Source organism: Clostridium sp. FP1 (assembly GCF_011065975.2).
Taxonomy (GTDB): Bacteria; Bacillota; Clostridia; order Clostridiales; family Clostridiaceae; genus Clostridium_AD; species Clostridium_AD tagluense.
In genome coordinates, this window is sequence record NZ_JAAMNJ020000001.1 from 1,922,196 (window position 1) to 1,939,373 (window position 17,178).

Genomic DNA, 17,178 nt, shown 5'->3' on the forward strand with positions numbered 1-17,178 from the left:
AAAAAAACTTGATTAAACCTTTACACTATAATATAATAATAAAAAAGATAATAATTTTCATAAAATAGCAATCATACTAATATTAAAGAACAAAAAGAAAATTTATTTCAAGTAGGAGGATGTCATGGAATATTTAATTGGGCTAGATATTGGAACAAGTAGTACTAAAGCAGTTGCCTTTGATTTATTAGGAAATGTAATTTCAAAGTGTAATATAGGATATCCTATATTAAATCCTAAGTCTTCTTGGAGTGAGCAAGATCCCGGCGAGATGTTTGAGGCAGTTATTAATTCTATAAAAAGTGTAGCAAGTGAAAATGCTAAAAAAGGAAATAAGCTTCTTGGTGTGAGTTTCAGTTCTGCTATGCACGGTATAATGGCTGTAAATGAAAATGGAGATAAATTAACTGATTGTATTATTTGGGCAGATACTAGAAGTGTGGAATATTCAGAAAGAATAAAAAATAGCAAAATAGGTCATGAAATTTATATGAGAACGGGCACACCAATACATCCAATGTCCCCACTATGCAAGCTTGCATGGATGAAGGATAATATGGAGTTAATATTTAAAAAAACATATAAATTTATTTCAATTAAAGAATATGTTTTCTTTAAACTGTTCCGTAAATATGTTGTGGATTATTCAATTGCATCTGCTACAGGCTTGTTTGATATTTATGATTTTCAATGGAATAAAAATTCATTACAAGTTGCAGGAATAAGTGAGGACAAACTATCTACACCAGTATCCCCAACCCAGGTTTTTAAAGGCTTGTATAAAAAATATGCAGATTTAATGGGAATTGACCTAGAAACTCCCTTTATAATTGGAGGAAGTGATGGTTGCCTTGCAAACCTTGGGGCTAATGCTATAAAACCTGGAGATGCTGCAGTTACAATTGGAACTAGTGGAGCTATAAGAATAATAGCAGATAAACCCAAAAATGATGAGAGTGAAAGAATTTTTAGTTATATTCTTACAGAAAATCGTTTTGTTCTTGGAGGACCTGTTAATAATGGAGGAATAATTTTTAGATGGTTCAGGGATAATTTTTCGAAGTTAGAACTAGAGCGAGCTGAGACTTTAGGTATTGATACTTATGAATTATTGACAAAAGAAGCTTCAAAGGTACCCGCAGGATCAAATGGTTTGATATTCTTGCCATATCTACTTGGGGAGCGAGCTCCACATTGGGATGCAAATTCCAAAGGCGTTTTCTTTGGAATAAATATTACTCATAAGAGGGAACATTTTCTAAGAGCATTGTTAGAGGGAGTGATATTTGGTGTATATAGTGTGGGAAAAGCTTTAGAGGAGACAACTGGTAATATTGATACAATCTATGCTACTGGAGGTTTTGTTAGATCTGAGCTTTGGGTTCAAATGCTAGCCGATGTATTTAATAAAAAGGTAGTAATAGCAGAAAGCTACGAAAGCTCATGTTTAGGAGCGGTAGTGCTGGGTATGAAAGCAATAGGGCTTATAGATAACATTGAACAAGTAGAAAAATTAGTTCCTATTTCTAAAACCTTTGAGCCAGATATAAAAAACCATGAAGTTTATATGAAAACTTTCGAAATTTACGAAAGATTGTACATAAAATTAAAGGATGAGTTTGTAAGCATTAGTTTATTACAAAAATAAAGGGGGGATTATATTATGCCATTATTAATTGTTGCTTTAGGAGTTGTGTTATTATTAGTTCTTATGATAGCTTTTAAATTAAATGGTTTCTTGTCATTAATTCTCGTGGCACTAACAGTTGGTATTTTGGAAGGTATGCCACTTCCTACCGTTGTAACTTCTATTACAAAAGGCGTTGGTGGTACATTAGGTACACTTGCATTGGTACTTGGGTTCGGCGCTATGCTTGGTAAGCTCATGGCAGATAGTGGTGGGGCACAAAGAATAGCTCTTACGTTAATTGATAAGTTTGGAAAAAAGAGAATACAATTGGCAGTGGTAATAACAGGTTTTATAGTTGGTATGGCACTATTTTATGAAATAGGTTTTGTACTTTTAATACCACTAGTGTTTACAATAGCAGCAGCGGCTGATATTCCGCTTTTATATATAGGGGTTCCAATGGCAGCAGCACTTTCAGCCACTCATGGATTCTTACCACCACATCCAGGTCCTACAGCTATAGCTGCTATTTATAAAGCAGATTTAGGGAAGACATTACTTTATGGTATTGTAGTTGCAATACCTGCAGTAATTCTTGCGGGTCCTGTACTTACAAAGTTCCTAAAGCATATGGAGCATGATATACCAAAAGACTTATTTAACCCTAAGATATTTACAGATAAAGAAATGCCTGGTTTTGGAATAAGTGTGTTTACGGCTTTAGTGCCAGTAATACTTATGGCAGTAAGGGCTATTGCTACTATTGTATTACCAAAAACTTCTCCCATATTAAATTATACTACTTTCTTAGGGGATCCAGTAATAGCATTACTTTTAGCTGTACTTTTAGCTATATTCACTTTTGGACTAAACAGGGGCAAAAAGATGCCTGAAGTTATGAAAACTGTAACTGAATCTATAGCAGCAATAGCTATGATACTATTAATAATAGGTGGAGGTGGAGCCTTCAAACAGGTTTTAGTAGATAGTGGGGTTGCAGATTATGTTGCACTAATTATGAGTGGATCAAGCATATCACCATTATTACTTGCATGGCTAATTGCTGCAATACTAAGAATAGCATTAGGATCTGCAACAGTGGCGGGCCTTACAGCAGCAGGTATTGTAGGACCATTAATTGTAGCAACTGGTGCTAGTCCAGAACTTATGGTACTCGCAACAGGTGCAGGAAGCTTAATATTCTCACATGTTAATGATCCTGGTTTTTGGATGTTTAAAGAATATTTCAATCTATCAATACCAGAAACATTAAAATCCTGGACAGTACTCGAAACTATAATCTCTGTGGTTGGATTAGTTATGGTTCTATTACTAAATATGATTGTACATTAAAATTTTACACAGACGAAGCTTTGCTTCTACTGTCTAAATTTTTTTAAAAGGAGGAATTTATATTATGGATAAACAGCAATTTGGAGTTATAGGCATTGGTGTAATGGGTAAAAATCTTGCTTTAAACGTTGAAAGCAGAGGGTTATCTGTTTCAGTATATGATCGATATGCAGCTACAACAGATGAATTATTGATAGAGGTTAAAGAAAAAAATATTGTGGGAACATACTCTATAAAAGAATTCGTAAATTCTCTCCAAATTCCAAGAAAAATATTGATTATGATCAAAGCAGGGAAACCTATTGATGATGCTATAGAAGAACTAATACCATATATCTCTAAGGGTGACATATTAATTGATGGTGGAAATTCCTTTTTTATGGATACAATACGTAGAAGCAAAAAACTTGAAGATTTAGGTTTTAAATTCATAGGAACAGGCGTTTCTGGTGGAGAAGAGGGAGCTTTAAAAGGACCAGCAATTATGCCTGGAGGTCAAATTGATGCTTGTAAAATAGTTGAACCAATTTTTACAGCTATAGCTGCAAAAGCAGATGGGCAGTCATGCTGCAGCTATATTGGCGAAAATGGAGCAGGACATTATGTAAAAATGGTTCACAATGGTATTGAGTATGCAGATATGCAACTTATTTGTGAAGCCTATGCACTTTTAAGAGAGGTTGCAGGGCTTTCGAATGAACAGCTTCATGATGTTTTTAAAGAGTGGAATAAAGGTGAACTTGATAGTTACCTAATAGAAATAACTAGTGAAATATTTGCGCAAAAGGATGATGAGACTGGGAAATACATGGTTGATATTATTTTAGATAGCGCAGGCCAAAAGGGTACCGGTAAATGGACTAGCCAAAGCGCTCTAGATTTAGGGGTACCAATACCTACAATAACAGAGGCTGTTTTTGCACGTTGCATATCTGCATTAAAGGATGAACGCGTGATGGCAAGTAGCACATTAAAAGGACCAGATACATTATTTGAAGGAAATATAAATGAGTTTATAGAAGCTGTAAGAAGGGCTCTTTATGCAAGTAAAATATGTTCCTATGCCCAGGGGTTTGCACTTATGAAAGCTGCCGCAGTGGAGTATAATTGGGACCTTAGATATGGAGAAATTGCCAAAATATTCAGAGGTGGGTGTATTATTCGCGCTCAATTCCTTAACAGGATTAGCGTTGCTTATGAAAATGATGCTAATATTAAAAATCTAATGCTAGATTCATATTTTAAGGACATTCTTAATAATTATCAAAAGGACTTACGATATGTAATATCTACAGCTGTAAATTTAGGTGTGCCAATTCCTGGAATATCTAGTGCGCTAATGTATTATGACAGCTATAGAAGTGCAAATCTCCCAGCAAACTTACTACAGGCACAAAGAGATTATTTTGGAGCTCATACCTTTGAAAGGGTGGATAAAGAAGGAATATTTCATAATGAATGGGTAAATGAAATAGATTAAAAAATATAAAAACCTGCAGTTTATATTTTAGACTGCAGGTTTGTTTTATAATCTTTATCAAGAAATAATAAATATTTGCACTTATTTCAGTGGTTTAAGTGTATAATTAAGAAAATAAAAATATTATGTATGTGAAAATTAAATGGTGCTACAGTAAGGAGGATTTAAATTATGGATAAAAAGCAAATTGGAGTTATAGGCTTAGGGGTCATGGGTAAAAATCTAGCTTTAAACATTGAAAGTAGAGGGTTTTCAGTTTCCGTCTATAATAGAAATAGAATCAAGACAGATGCGTTATTGATAGAGGAAAAACAAAGAAATATTTTGGGAACATATTCTATAGAAGAGTTTGTAAATTCTCTAGAGACGCCAAGAAAAATATTGATTATGATAAAAGCAGGAAAACCTGTTGATGATGCTATAGAAAAAATAATACCATATATTTCTAAGGGTGACATATTAATTGATGGCGGAAATTCGTTTTTTATGGATACAATACGTAGAAGCAGGCAGCTTGAAGCTTTGGGCTTTAATTTCATAGGTGCAGGAGTTTCAGGAGGTGAAGAGGGAGCTTTAAAAGGACCATCAATTATGCCTGGAGGTCAAATTGATGCTTATAAAATGGTAGAACCAATTTTTACGGCTATAGCTGCAAAAGTAGATGGGCAGCCTTGTTGCACTTATATTGGAGAGAATGGAGCAGGCCATTATGTGAAGATGGTACATAATGGAATTGAATATGCAGACATGCAGCTTATTTGTGAAGCTTATGCACTTTTGAAAGGAGTTGTAGGCCTATCGAATGAGCAGCTTCATGATATTTTTATGGAGTGGAATAGTGGTGAACTTGATAGTTACCTAATGGAAATAACTAGTGAAATATTTTCGCAGAAAGATAATGAGACTGGAGAGTACATGGTTGATATTATTTTAGACAGTGCAGGCCAAAAGGGAACAGGGAAATGGACTAGTCAAAGTGCTTTGGATCTGGCAGTACCAATCCCTACTATAACAGAGGCTGTTTTTTCACGTTGCATATCAGCATTAAAAGATGAACGAACTTTGGCGAGTAATATATTAAAAGGACCAGGTACAGTTTTTGATGGGGATATAAATGAGTTTATAGAATCCGTAAGAAGGGCCCTTTATGCTAGTAAAATATGTTCCTATGCACAAGGATTTGCACTTATGAAGGCTGCAGCGGTAGAGTATAATTGGGAACTTGAATATGGGAAAATTGCTAATATATTTAGAGGTGGCTGTATTATTCGCGCTCAATTCCTTAACAAGATAAATGATGCTTATGAAAATGATGCTAATATTAAAAATTTAATGTTAGATTCATATTTTGTAGATATCCTTAATAGTTATGGAAAGGACTTACGATATGTAGTATCCACAGCTGTAAATTTAGGAATACCAGTGCCGGGAATTTCCAGTGCCCTAATGTATTATGATAGTTATAGGAGTGCAAATCTTCCAGCGAACTTGCTACAGGCACAGAGAGATTATTTTGGTGCTCATACCTTTGAAAGAACTGACAAGGAAGGAATATTCCATCATGAATGGGTAACTGATAATAAATAAAAAGAATAAATTAAAAACCCTGCAGTTTATAAATTGCAGGGTTTTTATACTATTTTAAATTTGTAGCAATGCCTGGAGTTAATCATTTGTTTCAGTTAAAAATTGTTTTTTATCATTATATAAAGACTTATAACCTAAGTTTAGGGATAAGAAAACAGTAATACAAACAGAAGTACAAATTGCAATCATAATGGCTATTTGGTACATAATGGCTGTAGTAGGAAGTGTGCCTGATAAAATTTGTCCGGTCATCATCCCCGGTAAAAAGATTATGCCCATTCCCAACATGGAATTTATGGTAGGAATTAAAGCGGTTTCTAGTGCATTATTAGCAAAAGGCTTTAAAATATCTTTAGGTTCTACTCCTAAATTAAGTAATGTACTAATTTTAATTTGTTCTTTACTTATGTCATCCATAAAGGTTTTTATTGCAATATTTACGCCAGTCATAGCATTACCAATAATCATACCAGCCAAGGGTATAGTGTATTGAGGGTTGAATATGGACTTATTTACAACTACAACTACAAAGAAAATTAGAACAAATAGACCTGAAAATGCTAAAGAAGCTCCTATTGCAATTTTAAAATTGTGGTTTAAATCCTTTCTACTTGTAATTACTCTATGCACAGAAAATATTATCATAATAATTAAAAAAATCACAGTGTATATTGGTTTGGGATTACTAAAGACATATTGAAGTATATAACCGACAGTCACAAGTTGAACTGTCATTCTTATACTTGCAACTAAAAGAAGCTTTGTTCCATTAACTTTTGATTTTTTCAGTATTAGTAACACTATAATTAATAGTAAATAAATAAGCGCAAATTTGAAAAAATTCAGTGTAACGGCTCCGTGCATATCTAAAACCCCTTAATTATTTCAATTTTATTTTCACAAAACTCTTCAACAATATTTTTATCGTGGCTTACAATTACAATATCAATATTTTTTTCCTTACAGAAATTTATTATATTTTTCATTACCTTGTGGCTATTTTTTTCATCTAATGCTGAAGTTGGTTCATCGAGTAATATAACTTTTGGGCATAATGATAAAAAAATGGATATGTAAACTCTTTGGCGTTCTCCACTAGAAAGAGTAGATGCATTTTGGTCTAGTGGAACATTTACAGAGCAAAGATCTGTAATGTAACTGATATATTCACTTTTAGGCATAGGCAATTGTCTAAGTGAATAGAAAGTTTTGAAATTGTCTATTATGCTCTCATCAAAGAGGAAAGGGTTTGCAGAAACTAAACTTACCTCACGTCTTAGAGCAATAGGTTCATACTCATCAGTAGGTGTGCCTTTATATAATAATTCGCCAGAAACACTATTTATGGATCCATTTAATAACTTTAAAAAAGTGCTTTTGCCACAGCCACTCTCCCCAACAATAAAATTAATCATGCCTTTCTTAATTCTTATGTTATCATAAGTTAAATTGGATTTGTATACAAGATTGCTAGCCTTAAATAACAGATTATTCATTATATTTTCACCCGACCTTTATGCTAATTATATCACAAAACTCAATATACCGGATATTTTTACTGAAACGTCACGTGGGTGGAACCTGTTATTTTAAAATTGTCACTTTAATTATTGTTTATATTTTGTAACAATTATATTAGTTACATCTATTCCAATAGCTTTAATAACCCGCAACTATATTTACAATTTTCTAAAAGAAGATTTATCCTCAGATTCCAGAAAACAAATGGTACAAGTGGACAATACATTTTCTAATATGTTTAAACAACTAAAAGACAATAACAGATTTCTAGCATCTTCTGTGGATGTAAGAAAAGTCGACGATTCAATACTTCCTTTAGTTAACAGTCCAAAAGACAAATCACATAAAAAAGACTCCAAGCAAATACCAGGGATAGAAAGTACTATTTATAATGATTTTGAAACCTATGGTATATATGGAAACTAAATGGGGAGGCTATATTAAATGGCCAGAGGGACCAACTGTTAATAATTATGACCCTAGGGTAATGCCTTGGTATAGGTCGGCTTTATCTAAGCCCGATGAGGTAGTAATTTCAGATCCATATACTACTGCTGATGGAACTAATTTATTAGTAATAAGTGCATCTTCAGCTATTAAGGATACATATGGAAATATTATAGGAGTAATGGGTATTGATATAAATTTAGACAAATTATTTAAGACAATAGATAGTGTTAAGGTTGGTGATAAAGGATATACGTTTCTTTTTTCAAAAGATGGAACAATACTTGCTCATCCTAATAGCAACTTTAACTTTAAAAATTGATAAATCCTTTATTGATAATATAACTTCAAATGAACAAAATAAATCAATTATTAATATTATAATTCAATTGGCTCATAGCATGGATTTAAAAGTTGTAGCCGAAGGGGTGGAAACCGAGGAGCAGCTTTCAATACTTAAAGAAAAACAATGTGACTATATACAAGGATATTACTTTAGCAGGCCACTGTCAGTGATAGATGCTGAAAAATTATTAGCTTCAAACTTAAAAGACTGAAAATTTAAAAGATCCAGTTGAAGTGGCTTAGGTTCACTTCAACTGGATCTTCTATTTGATTGTTAGAAAAGCAGTGGTTAAAAAAACAAATGTGATAATTGCTTAATAAAATTCATTATTAACTTTGTAAAAACGTTTTCATTTTAATTATTTTGTGATATATTATTTATATGACTAAATCCCCTTAAATTTGATATTTTTTGTATTTGTCATCATTTACATTATATTGTTTTTAAGGGGATTTTTCTAGATGATAATGCTGAAAAGTGTTGATTTATCAATGAGTTAAGTAGCATTTTCATGTGAGAATTTTGTAAATATATTTATATAGGTTTCATTTATAGAAAGAAAAAAAGTAAAATTTTGCATGTTTTTTGAAAAAATAAAGTGATTTTAATTGTATTATTTTATTTTAAAAGCTATAAATTTGCTGAGGAGATTGGGAGGAATTTGTATGAATGAAAAAACTTATTCAGAGTTTAAATATCCAATGCTTGAAATAAACTTGAAGCATGTATATGAAAATGTAAAATCTATGGTTGATTTATGTAAGTCTCAGGGGATAAGCACTGCGGGAGTGATTAAGGGGTTTAATGCAATACCAGAGGTTGTGAAGCAGTTTGAACGTGCAGGATGTACTTATTTAGCAACTTCAAGAATGAACCAAATAATTAAACTAAAACAATGTGGTATAGAAAAACCTTTTATGATGATTAGAATTCCAATGTTTAGTGAAATAAAAGAATTGGTTCAGTTTGTGGCTGTCAGTCTAAACTCTGAACTAGAAACATTGAATATGATTCAAAAGGAATGTGAATTGCAAGATAAAAAACATAAGGTGATTCTAATGCTTGATCTTGGAGATTTAAGAGAAGGCGTATTTGATGAGGAAGAATTCATTAAATTAGCAGAATATGTGGAAAATCATCTTGAAAATGTTGAGTTATATGGAGTAGGGACTAATTTAGGGTGTTATGGGTCAATAAGGCCTACAGAAGAAAATTTAGGGAAGCTTTGTAGCATTGCTGAAATAATTGAGAGCAAAATAAACAGGAGACTAGAGATGATTTCTGGAGGTGCTACAACTTCATTACCTTTAATATTAGATGGGGAAATGCCTAAAAGAGTAAATAATTTAAGAATTGGTGAAGGAATGCTATTAGCAGAGGATTTAGAGAAGTTTTGGGGGTATGATATGAAACATATGCATAAGGATACTTTTACACTTAAAGCTCAGGTGGTTGAAATAAAACGTAAACCTACACATCCTATTGGAGAAATATTTATTGATGCCTTTGGAAATAAACCAACCTATGAGGATAATGGAATAAGAAAAAGAGCGTTACTTGCAGTGGGAAAGCAGGATTTTGTTTTGCATGATAAGCTAATTCCACTAAAACAAGGTGTTAAGATTATTGGAAGTAGTTCTGATCACTTAATTATAGATATTGAAGATTGTGATATTGAAACTAAATTAGGAGATATACTGGATTTTATAATGTACTACCCACCAATGATGTATTTAAGTGGATATGCAGATATAACAAAGGTTTTCATATAAGTATGCTACATAGAATAAATAATGCCTAAGTGACAACAGGATTAAGAGTATACGCCTGTAGGATAGCTTATTTCTCTACAGGTTTTTTATACCAATTTCTAGAATACTTGTGAAGATTGAAATACCATGAGTTATTTTAAATATGCTTAAAACAAGCAAACATGGAGGTAATTACAATAATTATAGAAATTAAGAAGGAATATTTACGATTTTGTAGAATTGTATAGAATAGTATGTTATTTTAAAGTAATGGTGTAATAAATTTTCTGTAAAATAGTTTGAAGACATTAAGGTGTAAAGGAGACAAAAATGGAAAAGGATAAAAAGATAGCAGTTTTGATTGATGCTGACAATGTATCTGATAAATATATAAAGTATATAATTGACGAAATTTCAAATCATGGAACACCTACATATAAAAGAATTTATGGGGATTGGACCAAACCTCAACTAGCTTCTTGGAAGAATGTATTACTTAATTATTCTATTAGCCCGATACAACAATATAGTTATACCACAGGTAAGAATTCAACAGATGCAGCCCTTATAATTGATGCCATGGATATACTATATTCAAAAAATGTTGATGGGTTTTGTATTGTGTCTAGTGATAGTGATTTTACTAAACTCGCAGCGCGCCTAAGGGAAGCTGGTATGTATGTTATTGGCATGGGAGAAAAGAAAACTCCTACACCTTTCATCTCGGCTTGTGAGAAGTTTAAATATCTTGAGGTATTAGCTTCAATGTCGCCAAAAAACACTGAAACCACGACTATTAAAGGGGTACAAATACAAGAAGATTCAAAACTTGGTATGACAAGTACAGAAAAATTAATAGAGGCTATTAAAACTATTATAACTGAGATTTCAGATGAAGATGGTTGGGCATTTTTAGGAGAACTAGGTAGCACTCTTAATAAGAGGTATCCAGATTTTGATACAAGAAACTACGGTTATACAAAGCTTACACCTTTTGTAGCTTCTTTAAATCAGTTTGAGATTAGATCAACCAAAACTAGCAATCCAAGTATAAGTCTTAAATATATTAGAAATAAGGAATAAAATATAAAGAGGCTATACATCAAAAGAAATTTTGATGTATAGCCTCTTTATATTTATGGTAATTAGCGTTTGTGGCACTTACTTTTATCAGAACAGCTGCTACCACAACTGCATTTATTATTTTTGGTATCAGTATAAACTTTTTTAAAAGCAAGTATTATAATACACGCAAAAACCAAACCAACTATTATATTCACAATCATTATAGCTCAACTCCTAATTCAGCGCGTTTAGAATCCGATTTTCTAATGGTTATAACAAGAAAAATAGCAGTAATAGCGGCTATCCCTATAGCTGGTATAAAACCTGCTGCCGGTTTGCCATATACTATAAGTGACCCAACTTGGTTTACTAGCATGGCTAAAGTGTACCCAACACCAAACTGGAAAGCCAGAGCCCTAAATAACCATTTTTTTGAACCCATTTCGGAATTCATAGCTCCAATTGCTGCAAAGCAAGGTGGAGTGAATAGATTAAATATAAGATATGCAAAAGCTGTCACCGGCGTAAAAAATTGCGTCAATACTCCTCCAGGCAAATGTAATGCTTCCTCTGAAGTAACAGCGAGTAGTACTGCAAATGTAGCAACAATATTTTCTTTGGCAATAAAACCAGTTATTGCTGCAGCTGCCAGCTGCCATCCAATAAATCCAAGAGGAATAAAAATTGGAGAAATTACTGACCCAATAGAAGCAAGTATACTTAAACTTTGATCTTCAGCGGGGCTAAGATTCCAGCTATATGCCTGTGCAAACCATACCAAGGTGTTACACACAAGTACAATTGTTCCAGCTTTATAAATAAAAGCTTTTGCTTTCTCCATCATTTGATTAAAGGCATATTTTAGACTAGGTAATTTATAATCTGGGAGTTCCATAATAAATTGAGATGTGTTTTCCCATACAAAAATTTTCTTGAGTAGAAGTCCGCCAAGTACAATCACCGTAATTGCAATAATATACATACTGGGTCCAACCCAAGAATTTTTAGGGAAAAATACAGCTACAAACAGTGCTATAATTGGGAGCTTAGCACCACAAGGTATAAAAGGAGTAAGAATTGTAGTCATTCTTCTTTCATTAATATCTTCTATTGTTCTTGTGGCCATAACACCAGGAATTGCACAACCAGAACCTACAATCATTGGTATAATAGACTTGCCGGATAGTCCGATTTTTTTGAAAAAACGATCCATTACTACGGCTACTCTAGCCATATACCCACAGTCTTCAAGCAGTGATAAGCAAAAGAATAATACCATAACTAGAGGTAAAAATCCTACAACAGCTCCAACGCCACCAATGGCGCCATCTACAATAAGGGCTTGCAATAGGGAATTAACTCCGAGGCCACCCAAAAAAGCATTTGCGGCATTTGGAACAATTTCTCCAAAAAATACGTCATTAAAATAGCCTGATAGGTATCCACCCAGCCCTTCGATAGAAAATGCGAATACGGCCCACATGATAACAAAAAATATAGGTAAGCCTAACCATTTATGTGCTACAACTCTATCTACTTTATCAGATAAGGTGACCTTACTGGCGTCTCTTTTTTTAACCTGACATTTTAGCGCGAGTCCATCTACAAACTTTTGTCTTGCAATATCAGAATCTTTATTTGCAAAAACTGGTGCAATTTGAGGTTTCTTCTCCTGGCCAAAATTAATAGCTTCATTAATTAAGTTTAGTAAACCATTTTCTGATGTGGCAATGGTATCAATAACCTTACAATTTAAGGCCTTACTTAAAATGCTTTGGTCTATAGTATCTCCTCTTTTGGATAAAATATCACTTTTATTAAGAGCGATGACTACTGGAATTCCCAGTTCTAGAAGCTGAGTTGTAAAAAATAGACTTCTGCTAACGTTGGCTCCATCAACAATATTAATGATTACATCCGGAGCTTCCTCTAAGATGAAATCTCTAGTAATCGCTTCTTCACCAGTAAAGGGTGAAATAGAGTATGTACCTGGAAGGTCAACGATTCTTACATCAAGACCTTTAGGATTATACTTTTTCTTAAGATTTGCTTCCTTCTTTGCTACAGTAACACCAGACCAATTTCCTACATGTTCTGTTTTTCCTGTAATACCATTGTATAGTGTAGTCTTCCCTGAATTAGGATTACCCGCTAATGCTATTTTCATTGTAAATTCCCCCTTATTATATAAATTCATTTAATATTAATAATCATTATCAATCATAGATCAAAAATAATATGCTATATTTTATAGCATATCAATAACATAATATTAAATAAAAAATTAACAACTATCTTATGTACATAGCATAATAGATTTTGCCATATTTTCATCAAGTGCATATCTACTATCTTTAATATTAACCACATAATTCCCTGCAAGTTTAGAAATAAGAGTAATCTCTTCTCCTTCAAAGCAACCTAAAGTAAAAAGAAATTTCTTCATTTTTTCTTTACCCTCAACTGCTTTAATATTAAAAGTTTGACCAATCTTTGCTTTTGATAATACCATAATATAATCACCTCACTGTATTGTCTGACTGCTTATCAAACACTTACTGATAAAGAATATCATTTTCAAGTGAAAATGTCAATAGATTGGGAATTTAAATTTATAATTAAATAAAAATGAATGCTTCTTATCTTGTTCTTTTTCTATATTCATTAGGAGAAATACCTACATATTTTTTAAAAGTAGTAGAAAAATGACTTTGACTATTAAAACCACATTCAAAAGAAATTATTTCTAAAGGACTCGAGGAGTTATCTAAGAACTCTTTTGCTACATTTATCCTACATATGTTTATATATTCACAAAATTTAAGGCCTGTATTTTCTTTAAAAAGATAACATAGATAATTGCTGCTTATATGAATATGAGTTGCAACTTTTTCTAAGGTTATTTTTTGTGGAATATTTGAGTGTATATAAGTCAAAGCGTGTTTTATAATTTCATTTTCAGATATTGAGGTATCATGATGTATGATTTCTATGTAACTTTCAATAATTTCTTCTCCTAAAGTAATTAAATCCTCTTTTGAATGACAGTTTTCTATTGACTTTAGGTTCTTACTGCATAAATCCTCTAAGGGTATTGAACTGTTGATACAGAAATAAGTGTATATAAAGATGTTCATTGAATAGAGTAGTTTTTTTAATTCATTTGGGTTATTGGAAAAAGATAAAATTATATTTATCTTTTTTATGTATAGAGAATTGGCATTTTCTAAGTTGTTATTTTTAATATTTAAGGCTAGTTCAGTGTGGTTTAGTAAATTTTTCATAGCATCTCCTTAATATTCTTAAAAAATATAGTGATAATTTTAAAAAAAATGTAACTTAAGTATACTATAATACAAATAAGAACAATAATCAATATCAATTGACAAGGGAGAGATAAAATGCAAGGATTAAATGAAATAGAAGTTAAAAAAAAAGTTAAAGTAATGCAAATAGTAACAGGTAGTAAAGTAAGAAGAAGGATAATGGACATGGGAATAACAAATGGTGTGGAAATTATAGTGGAAGGCAAAGCACCTATGGGAGATCCTATAGAAATACAAGTTAGGGGATATAAATTAACTCTTAGAAAAAATGAGGCTAAAGATATTTTAGTGGAATTAGTATAAAAAAAGGGGGATTTTGAAGTGAATAGCATGTGTATTCCTTTAAATGCTATAGGTACTGGAAAAATTGCAGAAGTTGTGAATATTCATGGCGGAGAAATGATGTGCAAGAGGCTTATGGAGATGGGAGTAAATAAAGGCGCATTAATTCAAGTTCTAAAAAATGATGCAGGACAATTAATAATAGGCCTGGGGAAAACTAGGTTTGTTTTAGGAAGAGGGATGGCGCAAAAGGTCTTGGTCGTGGAAGTTGAAAAATAAGAAATTTCAAGGAGTGATACGTAACATGACTAATGAATTAGTAATAGCTTTGGTTGGAAATCCTAATTGTGGTAAAACGAGTACATTTAATGAATTAACTGGCTCTAAGCAGCATGTGGGTAATTGGCCTGGAGTTACTGTTGAAAAAAAGATAGGTAAACTTAAATTTGAAGGTAGGAATGTAACAGTAGTGGATTTACCAGGAATCTATAGTTTGGGTGCTTATTCAGAGGATGAAGTGGTGGCTTGCAATTATATATTAAAGGATAAGCCAGATGTGGTAGTTAATATTATTGATGCTACTAATATTGAAAGAAATTTATATCTCACAATGCAACTCCTAGAGACAGGAGCGAAGGTCATCTTAGCTTTAAATATGATGGATGAAGCGAATAGCAAAAATATTCGTATTGATACAATGAATTTATCTAAATTATTAGATCTACCTGTTATTGAAATAATTGCCACAAAAGGTCGGGGAATTAAAGATATCATAAAAGAAGCCCTAAAAATTAATGAATCAGGAAAAGCTAGTAGTTATAAAATTCAATATGGTAAGGATATTGAAAAGGAAGTTCAAATTTTAAAAAAAGCTATTTATAAAGCTGCGACGAACCTTGGATATCCAACTGAGTGGGCGGCTATAAAACTTTTAGAGAATGATGCTTATGTTAATAAGGGTTTACAACAAAGAGATGATTATAAGAAAATAAGTAGTTCATTAGAAAAAAGTATTGAAAGGTTAACAGCTGTTATAGGATATGAACCAGATGCTTTTTTAATAGATAAAAGATATGAAGCTATTAGTGGATTTATAAATAAATGTGTAAAAAGAGAAGAAGTTAGAACTGAAAGTACATCTGATAAGATAGATAAAATTATTACAAACAAGTGGCTTGGAATTCCTATCTTTGCAGCAATTATGTTTTTTATGTATCAATTTTCTATAACCTTTGGAAATGAATTCTTAGGAGGAATGCTGGACCAAGGCTTTGGAGCGGTAGGAGAATGGCTTGCAACTACTTTAAGTAGTATAGGGGCATCAGAATTATTAACTTCCTTTTTAACAGATGGAATTATAGGTGGAGTAGGTGCTGTACTTGTTTTCTTTCCAATGATTTTAACCATGTATTTTCTTATAGCCTTACTTGAAGATAGTGGATACATGGCAAGAGCAGCTTACGTAATGGACAGACTTATGAATGCTGTGGGTCTTCATGGAAAGACTGCAGTATCTCTAATAATTGGTGGCGGATGCAATGTAGCTGGAATCATGTCTACAAGAACATTAGAAAGTAAAAAAGATAGAATGATAGCGATTCTTATAAATCCGTTTGTGTCTTGCCCAGCAAGGCTTGCAGTATATGGGGTATTTGTAGGTGCATTCTTTGCAGATAAAAAATTAGGAGTTTTCAATTTAGGCGGTATTATTATTTTTTTACTATATGTATTGGGAATTGTAGTTGCCATATTATTAGGTAAATTTTTAAGTGATAAAGTATTCAAAGGCGAAGAATCATACTTTGTCATGGAATTACCTCCTTATCGTATACCAACAGCTAAAGGATTGTTAATTCACATGTGGGAAAAATCAGAATCATTCCTAAAAAAAGCGGGTACAGTTATATTAACTGTGGTTATAGTAGTTTGGGTTCTTTCAAACTTACCATTAGGAGTTCAAGCTGGAAGTGTGGATAGTATTTTAGGGGTAATAGGCTCATTTATAGCGCCAGTATTTACTTTAGCTGGTTTTGGTAATTGGCAATCAGCGGTAGCTCTTATTACTGGGTTTGCTGCAAAAGAAGCAGTTGTTGGAACTTTAGGTACAATATATGGAGTTACTGGTGAAGGTGCATCTCTTACAGCAGCAATACAGCAAGCTTTCACACCTCTTTCAGCGCTTTCTTTCATGATAATGACTTTGTTATATGTACCTTGTGTAGCTACAATAGTTGCAGTAAGAAAAGAGACAAATTCAAAAAAATGGGCATGGATAGTTGTAGCCTATACTACTATAATTGGTTGGATATTAGCGGTTTTAGTATATCAAGTAGGGAAATTATTAGGATTTAACTAAGTCTATAAAAAAAATACGGTGTAAAAATAATTTT

18 protein-coding genes are annotated in these 17,178 nt (G+C 32.5%); 12 read left to right on the plus strand and 6 right to left on the minus strand.

What is annotated here, in order from left to right; all coding sequences use genetic code 11:
* The first annotated feature begins 124 nt into the window (after nucleotides 1-124).
* The 4 genes from gntK to gndA (G9F70_RS09285) all read left to right on the plus strand — a co-directional run bounded on the left by gntK (nucleotide 125) and on the right by gndA (G9F70_RS09285) (nucleotide 6,050).
* Nucleotides 125-1,648 (plus strand): gluconokinase, encoded by a 1,524-nt coding sequence (gene gntK / locus G9F70_RS09270; protein ID WP_164945724.1) that lies wholly within the window; start codon nucleotides 125-127, stop codon nucleotides 1,646-1,648.
* 15 nt (nucleotides 1,649-1,663) lie between these two features.
* Nucleotides 1,664-2,983 (plus strand): gluconate:H+ symporter, encoded by a 1,320-nt coding sequence (locus G9F70_RS09275; RefSeq protein ID WP_164945723.1) that lies wholly within the window; start codon nucleotides 1,664-1,666, stop codon nucleotides 2,981-2,983.
* 64 nt (nucleotides 2,984-3,047) lie between these two features.
* The gene (gene gndA / locus G9F70_RS09280) at nucleotides 3,048-4,463 is read left to right on the plus strand and encodes an NADP-dependent phosphogluconate dehydrogenase (protein WP_164945722.1); all 1,416 of its coding nucleotides are present in this window, start codon (nucleotides 3,048-3,050) and stop codon (nucleotides 4,461-4,463) included.
* A 171-nt stretch (nucleotides 4,464-4,634) separates the two neighbouring features.
* Nucleotides 4,635-6,050 (plus strand): NADP-dependent phosphogluconate dehydrogenase, encoded by a 1,416-nt coding sequence (gene gndA / locus G9F70_RS09285; protein ID WP_164945721.1) that lies wholly within the window; start codon nucleotides 4,635-4,637, stop codon nucleotides 6,048-6,050.
* Between the two features lie 78 nt (nucleotides 6,051-6,128).
* On the opposite strand, the gene G9F70_RS09290 is transcribed toward gndA (G9F70_RS09285), so the two are convergent.
* Both G9F70_RS09290 and G9F70_RS09295 read right to left on the minus strand, forming a co-directional pair.
* Nucleotides 6,129-6,914, minus strand: coding sequence for an ABC transporter permease (locus G9F70_RS09290; protein WP_164945720.1), 786 nt, complete (start codon nucleotides 6,912-6,914; stop codon nucleotides 6,129-6,131).
* Nucleotides 6,915-6,916: 2 nt separating this feature from the next.
* A complete protein-coding gene (locus G9F70_RS09295; RefSeq protein WP_164945719.1) occupies nucleotides 6,917-7,546 on the minus strand; it encodes an ATP-binding cassette domain-containing protein in 630 nt (209 codons plus the stop codon).
* A gap of 229 nt (nucleotides 7,547-7,775) precedes the next feature.
* Between G9F70_RS09295 and G9F70_RS09300 the strand changes: the two genes are divergently transcribed.
* The 5 genes from G9F70_RS09300 (at nucleotide 7,776) to G9F70_RS09320 (ending at nucleotide 11,198) form a co-directional block, all read left to right on the plus strand.
* Nucleotides 7,776-7,997 carry a hypothetical protein gene (locus tag G9F70_RS09300; RefSeq protein WP_224617483.1) on the plus strand — a complete coding sequence of 74 codons (222 nt, stop codon included), beginning with the start codon at nucleotides 7,776-7,778 and terminating at the stop codon, nucleotides 7,995-7,997.
* The gene (locus G9F70_RS09305; RefSeq protein WP_224617484.1) at nucleotides 7,987-8,340 is read left to right on the plus strand and encodes a cache domain-containing protein; all 354 of its coding nucleotides are present in this window, start codon (nucleotides 7,987-7,989) and stop codon (nucleotides 8,338-8,340) included. The genes G9F70_RS09300 and G9F70_RS09305 overlap by 11 nt, the downstream gene beginning before the upstream one ends.
* The gene (locus G9F70_RS09310) at nucleotides 8,291-8,575 is read left to right on the plus strand and encodes an EAL domain-containing protein (protein ID WP_164945716.1); all 285 of its coding nucleotides are present in this window, start codon (nucleotides 8,291-8,293) and stop codon (nucleotides 8,573-8,575) included. Before G9F70_RS09305 ends, G9F70_RS09310 begins: the two co-directional genes overlap by 50 nt.
* 454 nt (nucleotides 8,576-9,029) lie before the next feature.
* A complete protein-coding gene (locus tag G9F70_RS09315; protein WP_164945715.1) occupies nucleotides 9,030-10,136 on the plus strand; it encodes an alanine/ornithine racemase family PLP-dependent enzyme in 1,107 nt (368 codons plus the stop codon).
* A gap of 309 nt (nucleotides 10,137-10,445) precedes the next feature.
* Nucleotides 10,446-11,198 carry an NYN domain-containing protein gene (locus G9F70_RS09320; protein ID WP_124999828.1) on the plus strand — a complete coding sequence of 251 codons (753 nt, stop codon included), beginning with the start codon at nucleotides 10,446-10,448 and terminating at the stop codon, nucleotides 11,196-11,198.
* A gap of 62 nt (nucleotides 11,199-11,260) precedes the next feature.
* Here the strand turns inward: G9F70_RS09320 and G9F70_RS27460 are convergent, their stop codons facing one another.
* From G9F70_RS27460 to G9F70_RS09340, 4 genes are all read right to left on the minus strand, one after another.
* Nucleotides 11,261-11,401 (minus strand): FeoB-associated Cys-rich membrane protein, encoded by a 141-nt coding sequence (locus tag G9F70_RS27460; RefSeq protein ID WP_164945714.1) that lies wholly within the window; start codon nucleotides 11,399-11,401, stop codon nucleotides 11,261-11,263.
* Nucleotides 11,401-13,347, minus strand: coding sequence for a ferrous iron transport protein B (gene feoB, locus G9F70_RS09330; protein ID WP_164945713.1), 1,947 nt, complete (start codon nucleotides 13,345-13,347; stop codon nucleotides 11,401-11,403). The genes G9F70_RS27460 and feoB (G9F70_RS09330) overlap by 1 nt, the downstream gene beginning before the upstream one ends.
* Nucleotides 13,348-13,476: 129 nt before the next feature.
* Nucleotides 13,477-13,692, minus strand: coding sequence for a ferrous iron transport protein A (locus G9F70_RS09335; RefSeq protein ID WP_124999834.1), 216 nt, complete (start codon nucleotides 13,690-13,692; stop codon nucleotides 13,477-13,479).
* 127 nt (nucleotides 13,693-13,819) lie between these two features.
* A complete protein-coding gene (locus G9F70_RS09340) occupies nucleotides 13,820-14,464 on the minus strand; it encodes a helix-turn-helix domain-containing protein (RefSeq protein WP_164945712.1) in 645 nt (214 codons plus the stop codon).
* A 117-nt stretch (nucleotides 14,465-14,581) separates the two neighbouring features.
* Here G9F70_RS09340 and G9F70_RS09345 point away from each other — a divergent pair, with 117 nt between their 5' ends.
* Genes G9F70_RS09345 through feoB (G9F70_RS09355) form a run of 3 tightly spaced genes read left to right on the plus strand, consistent with a single transcriptional unit; the run spans nucleotide 14,582 to nucleotide 17,144 of the window.
* Nucleotides 14,582-14,809, plus strand: coding sequence for a ferrous iron transport protein A (locus G9F70_RS09345; protein WP_164945711.1), 228 nt, complete (start codon nucleotides 14,582-14,584; stop codon nucleotides 14,807-14,809).
* A gap of 27 nt (nucleotides 14,810-14,836) precedes the next feature.
* The gene (locus G9F70_RS09350; RefSeq protein WP_187352993.1) at nucleotides 14,837-15,067 is read left to right on the plus strand and encodes a ferrous iron transport protein A; all 231 of its coding nucleotides are present in this window, start codon (nucleotides 14,837-14,839) and stop codon (nucleotides 15,065-15,067) included.
* A gap of 25 nt (nucleotides 15,068-15,092) precedes the next feature.
* Nucleotides 15,093-17,144, plus strand: coding sequence for a ferrous iron transport protein B (gene feoB / locus G9F70_RS09355; RefSeq protein ID WP_164945709.1), 2,052 nt, complete (start codon nucleotides 15,093-15,095; stop codon nucleotides 17,142-17,144).
* Nucleotides 17,145-17,178 lie beyond the last annotated feature (34 nt).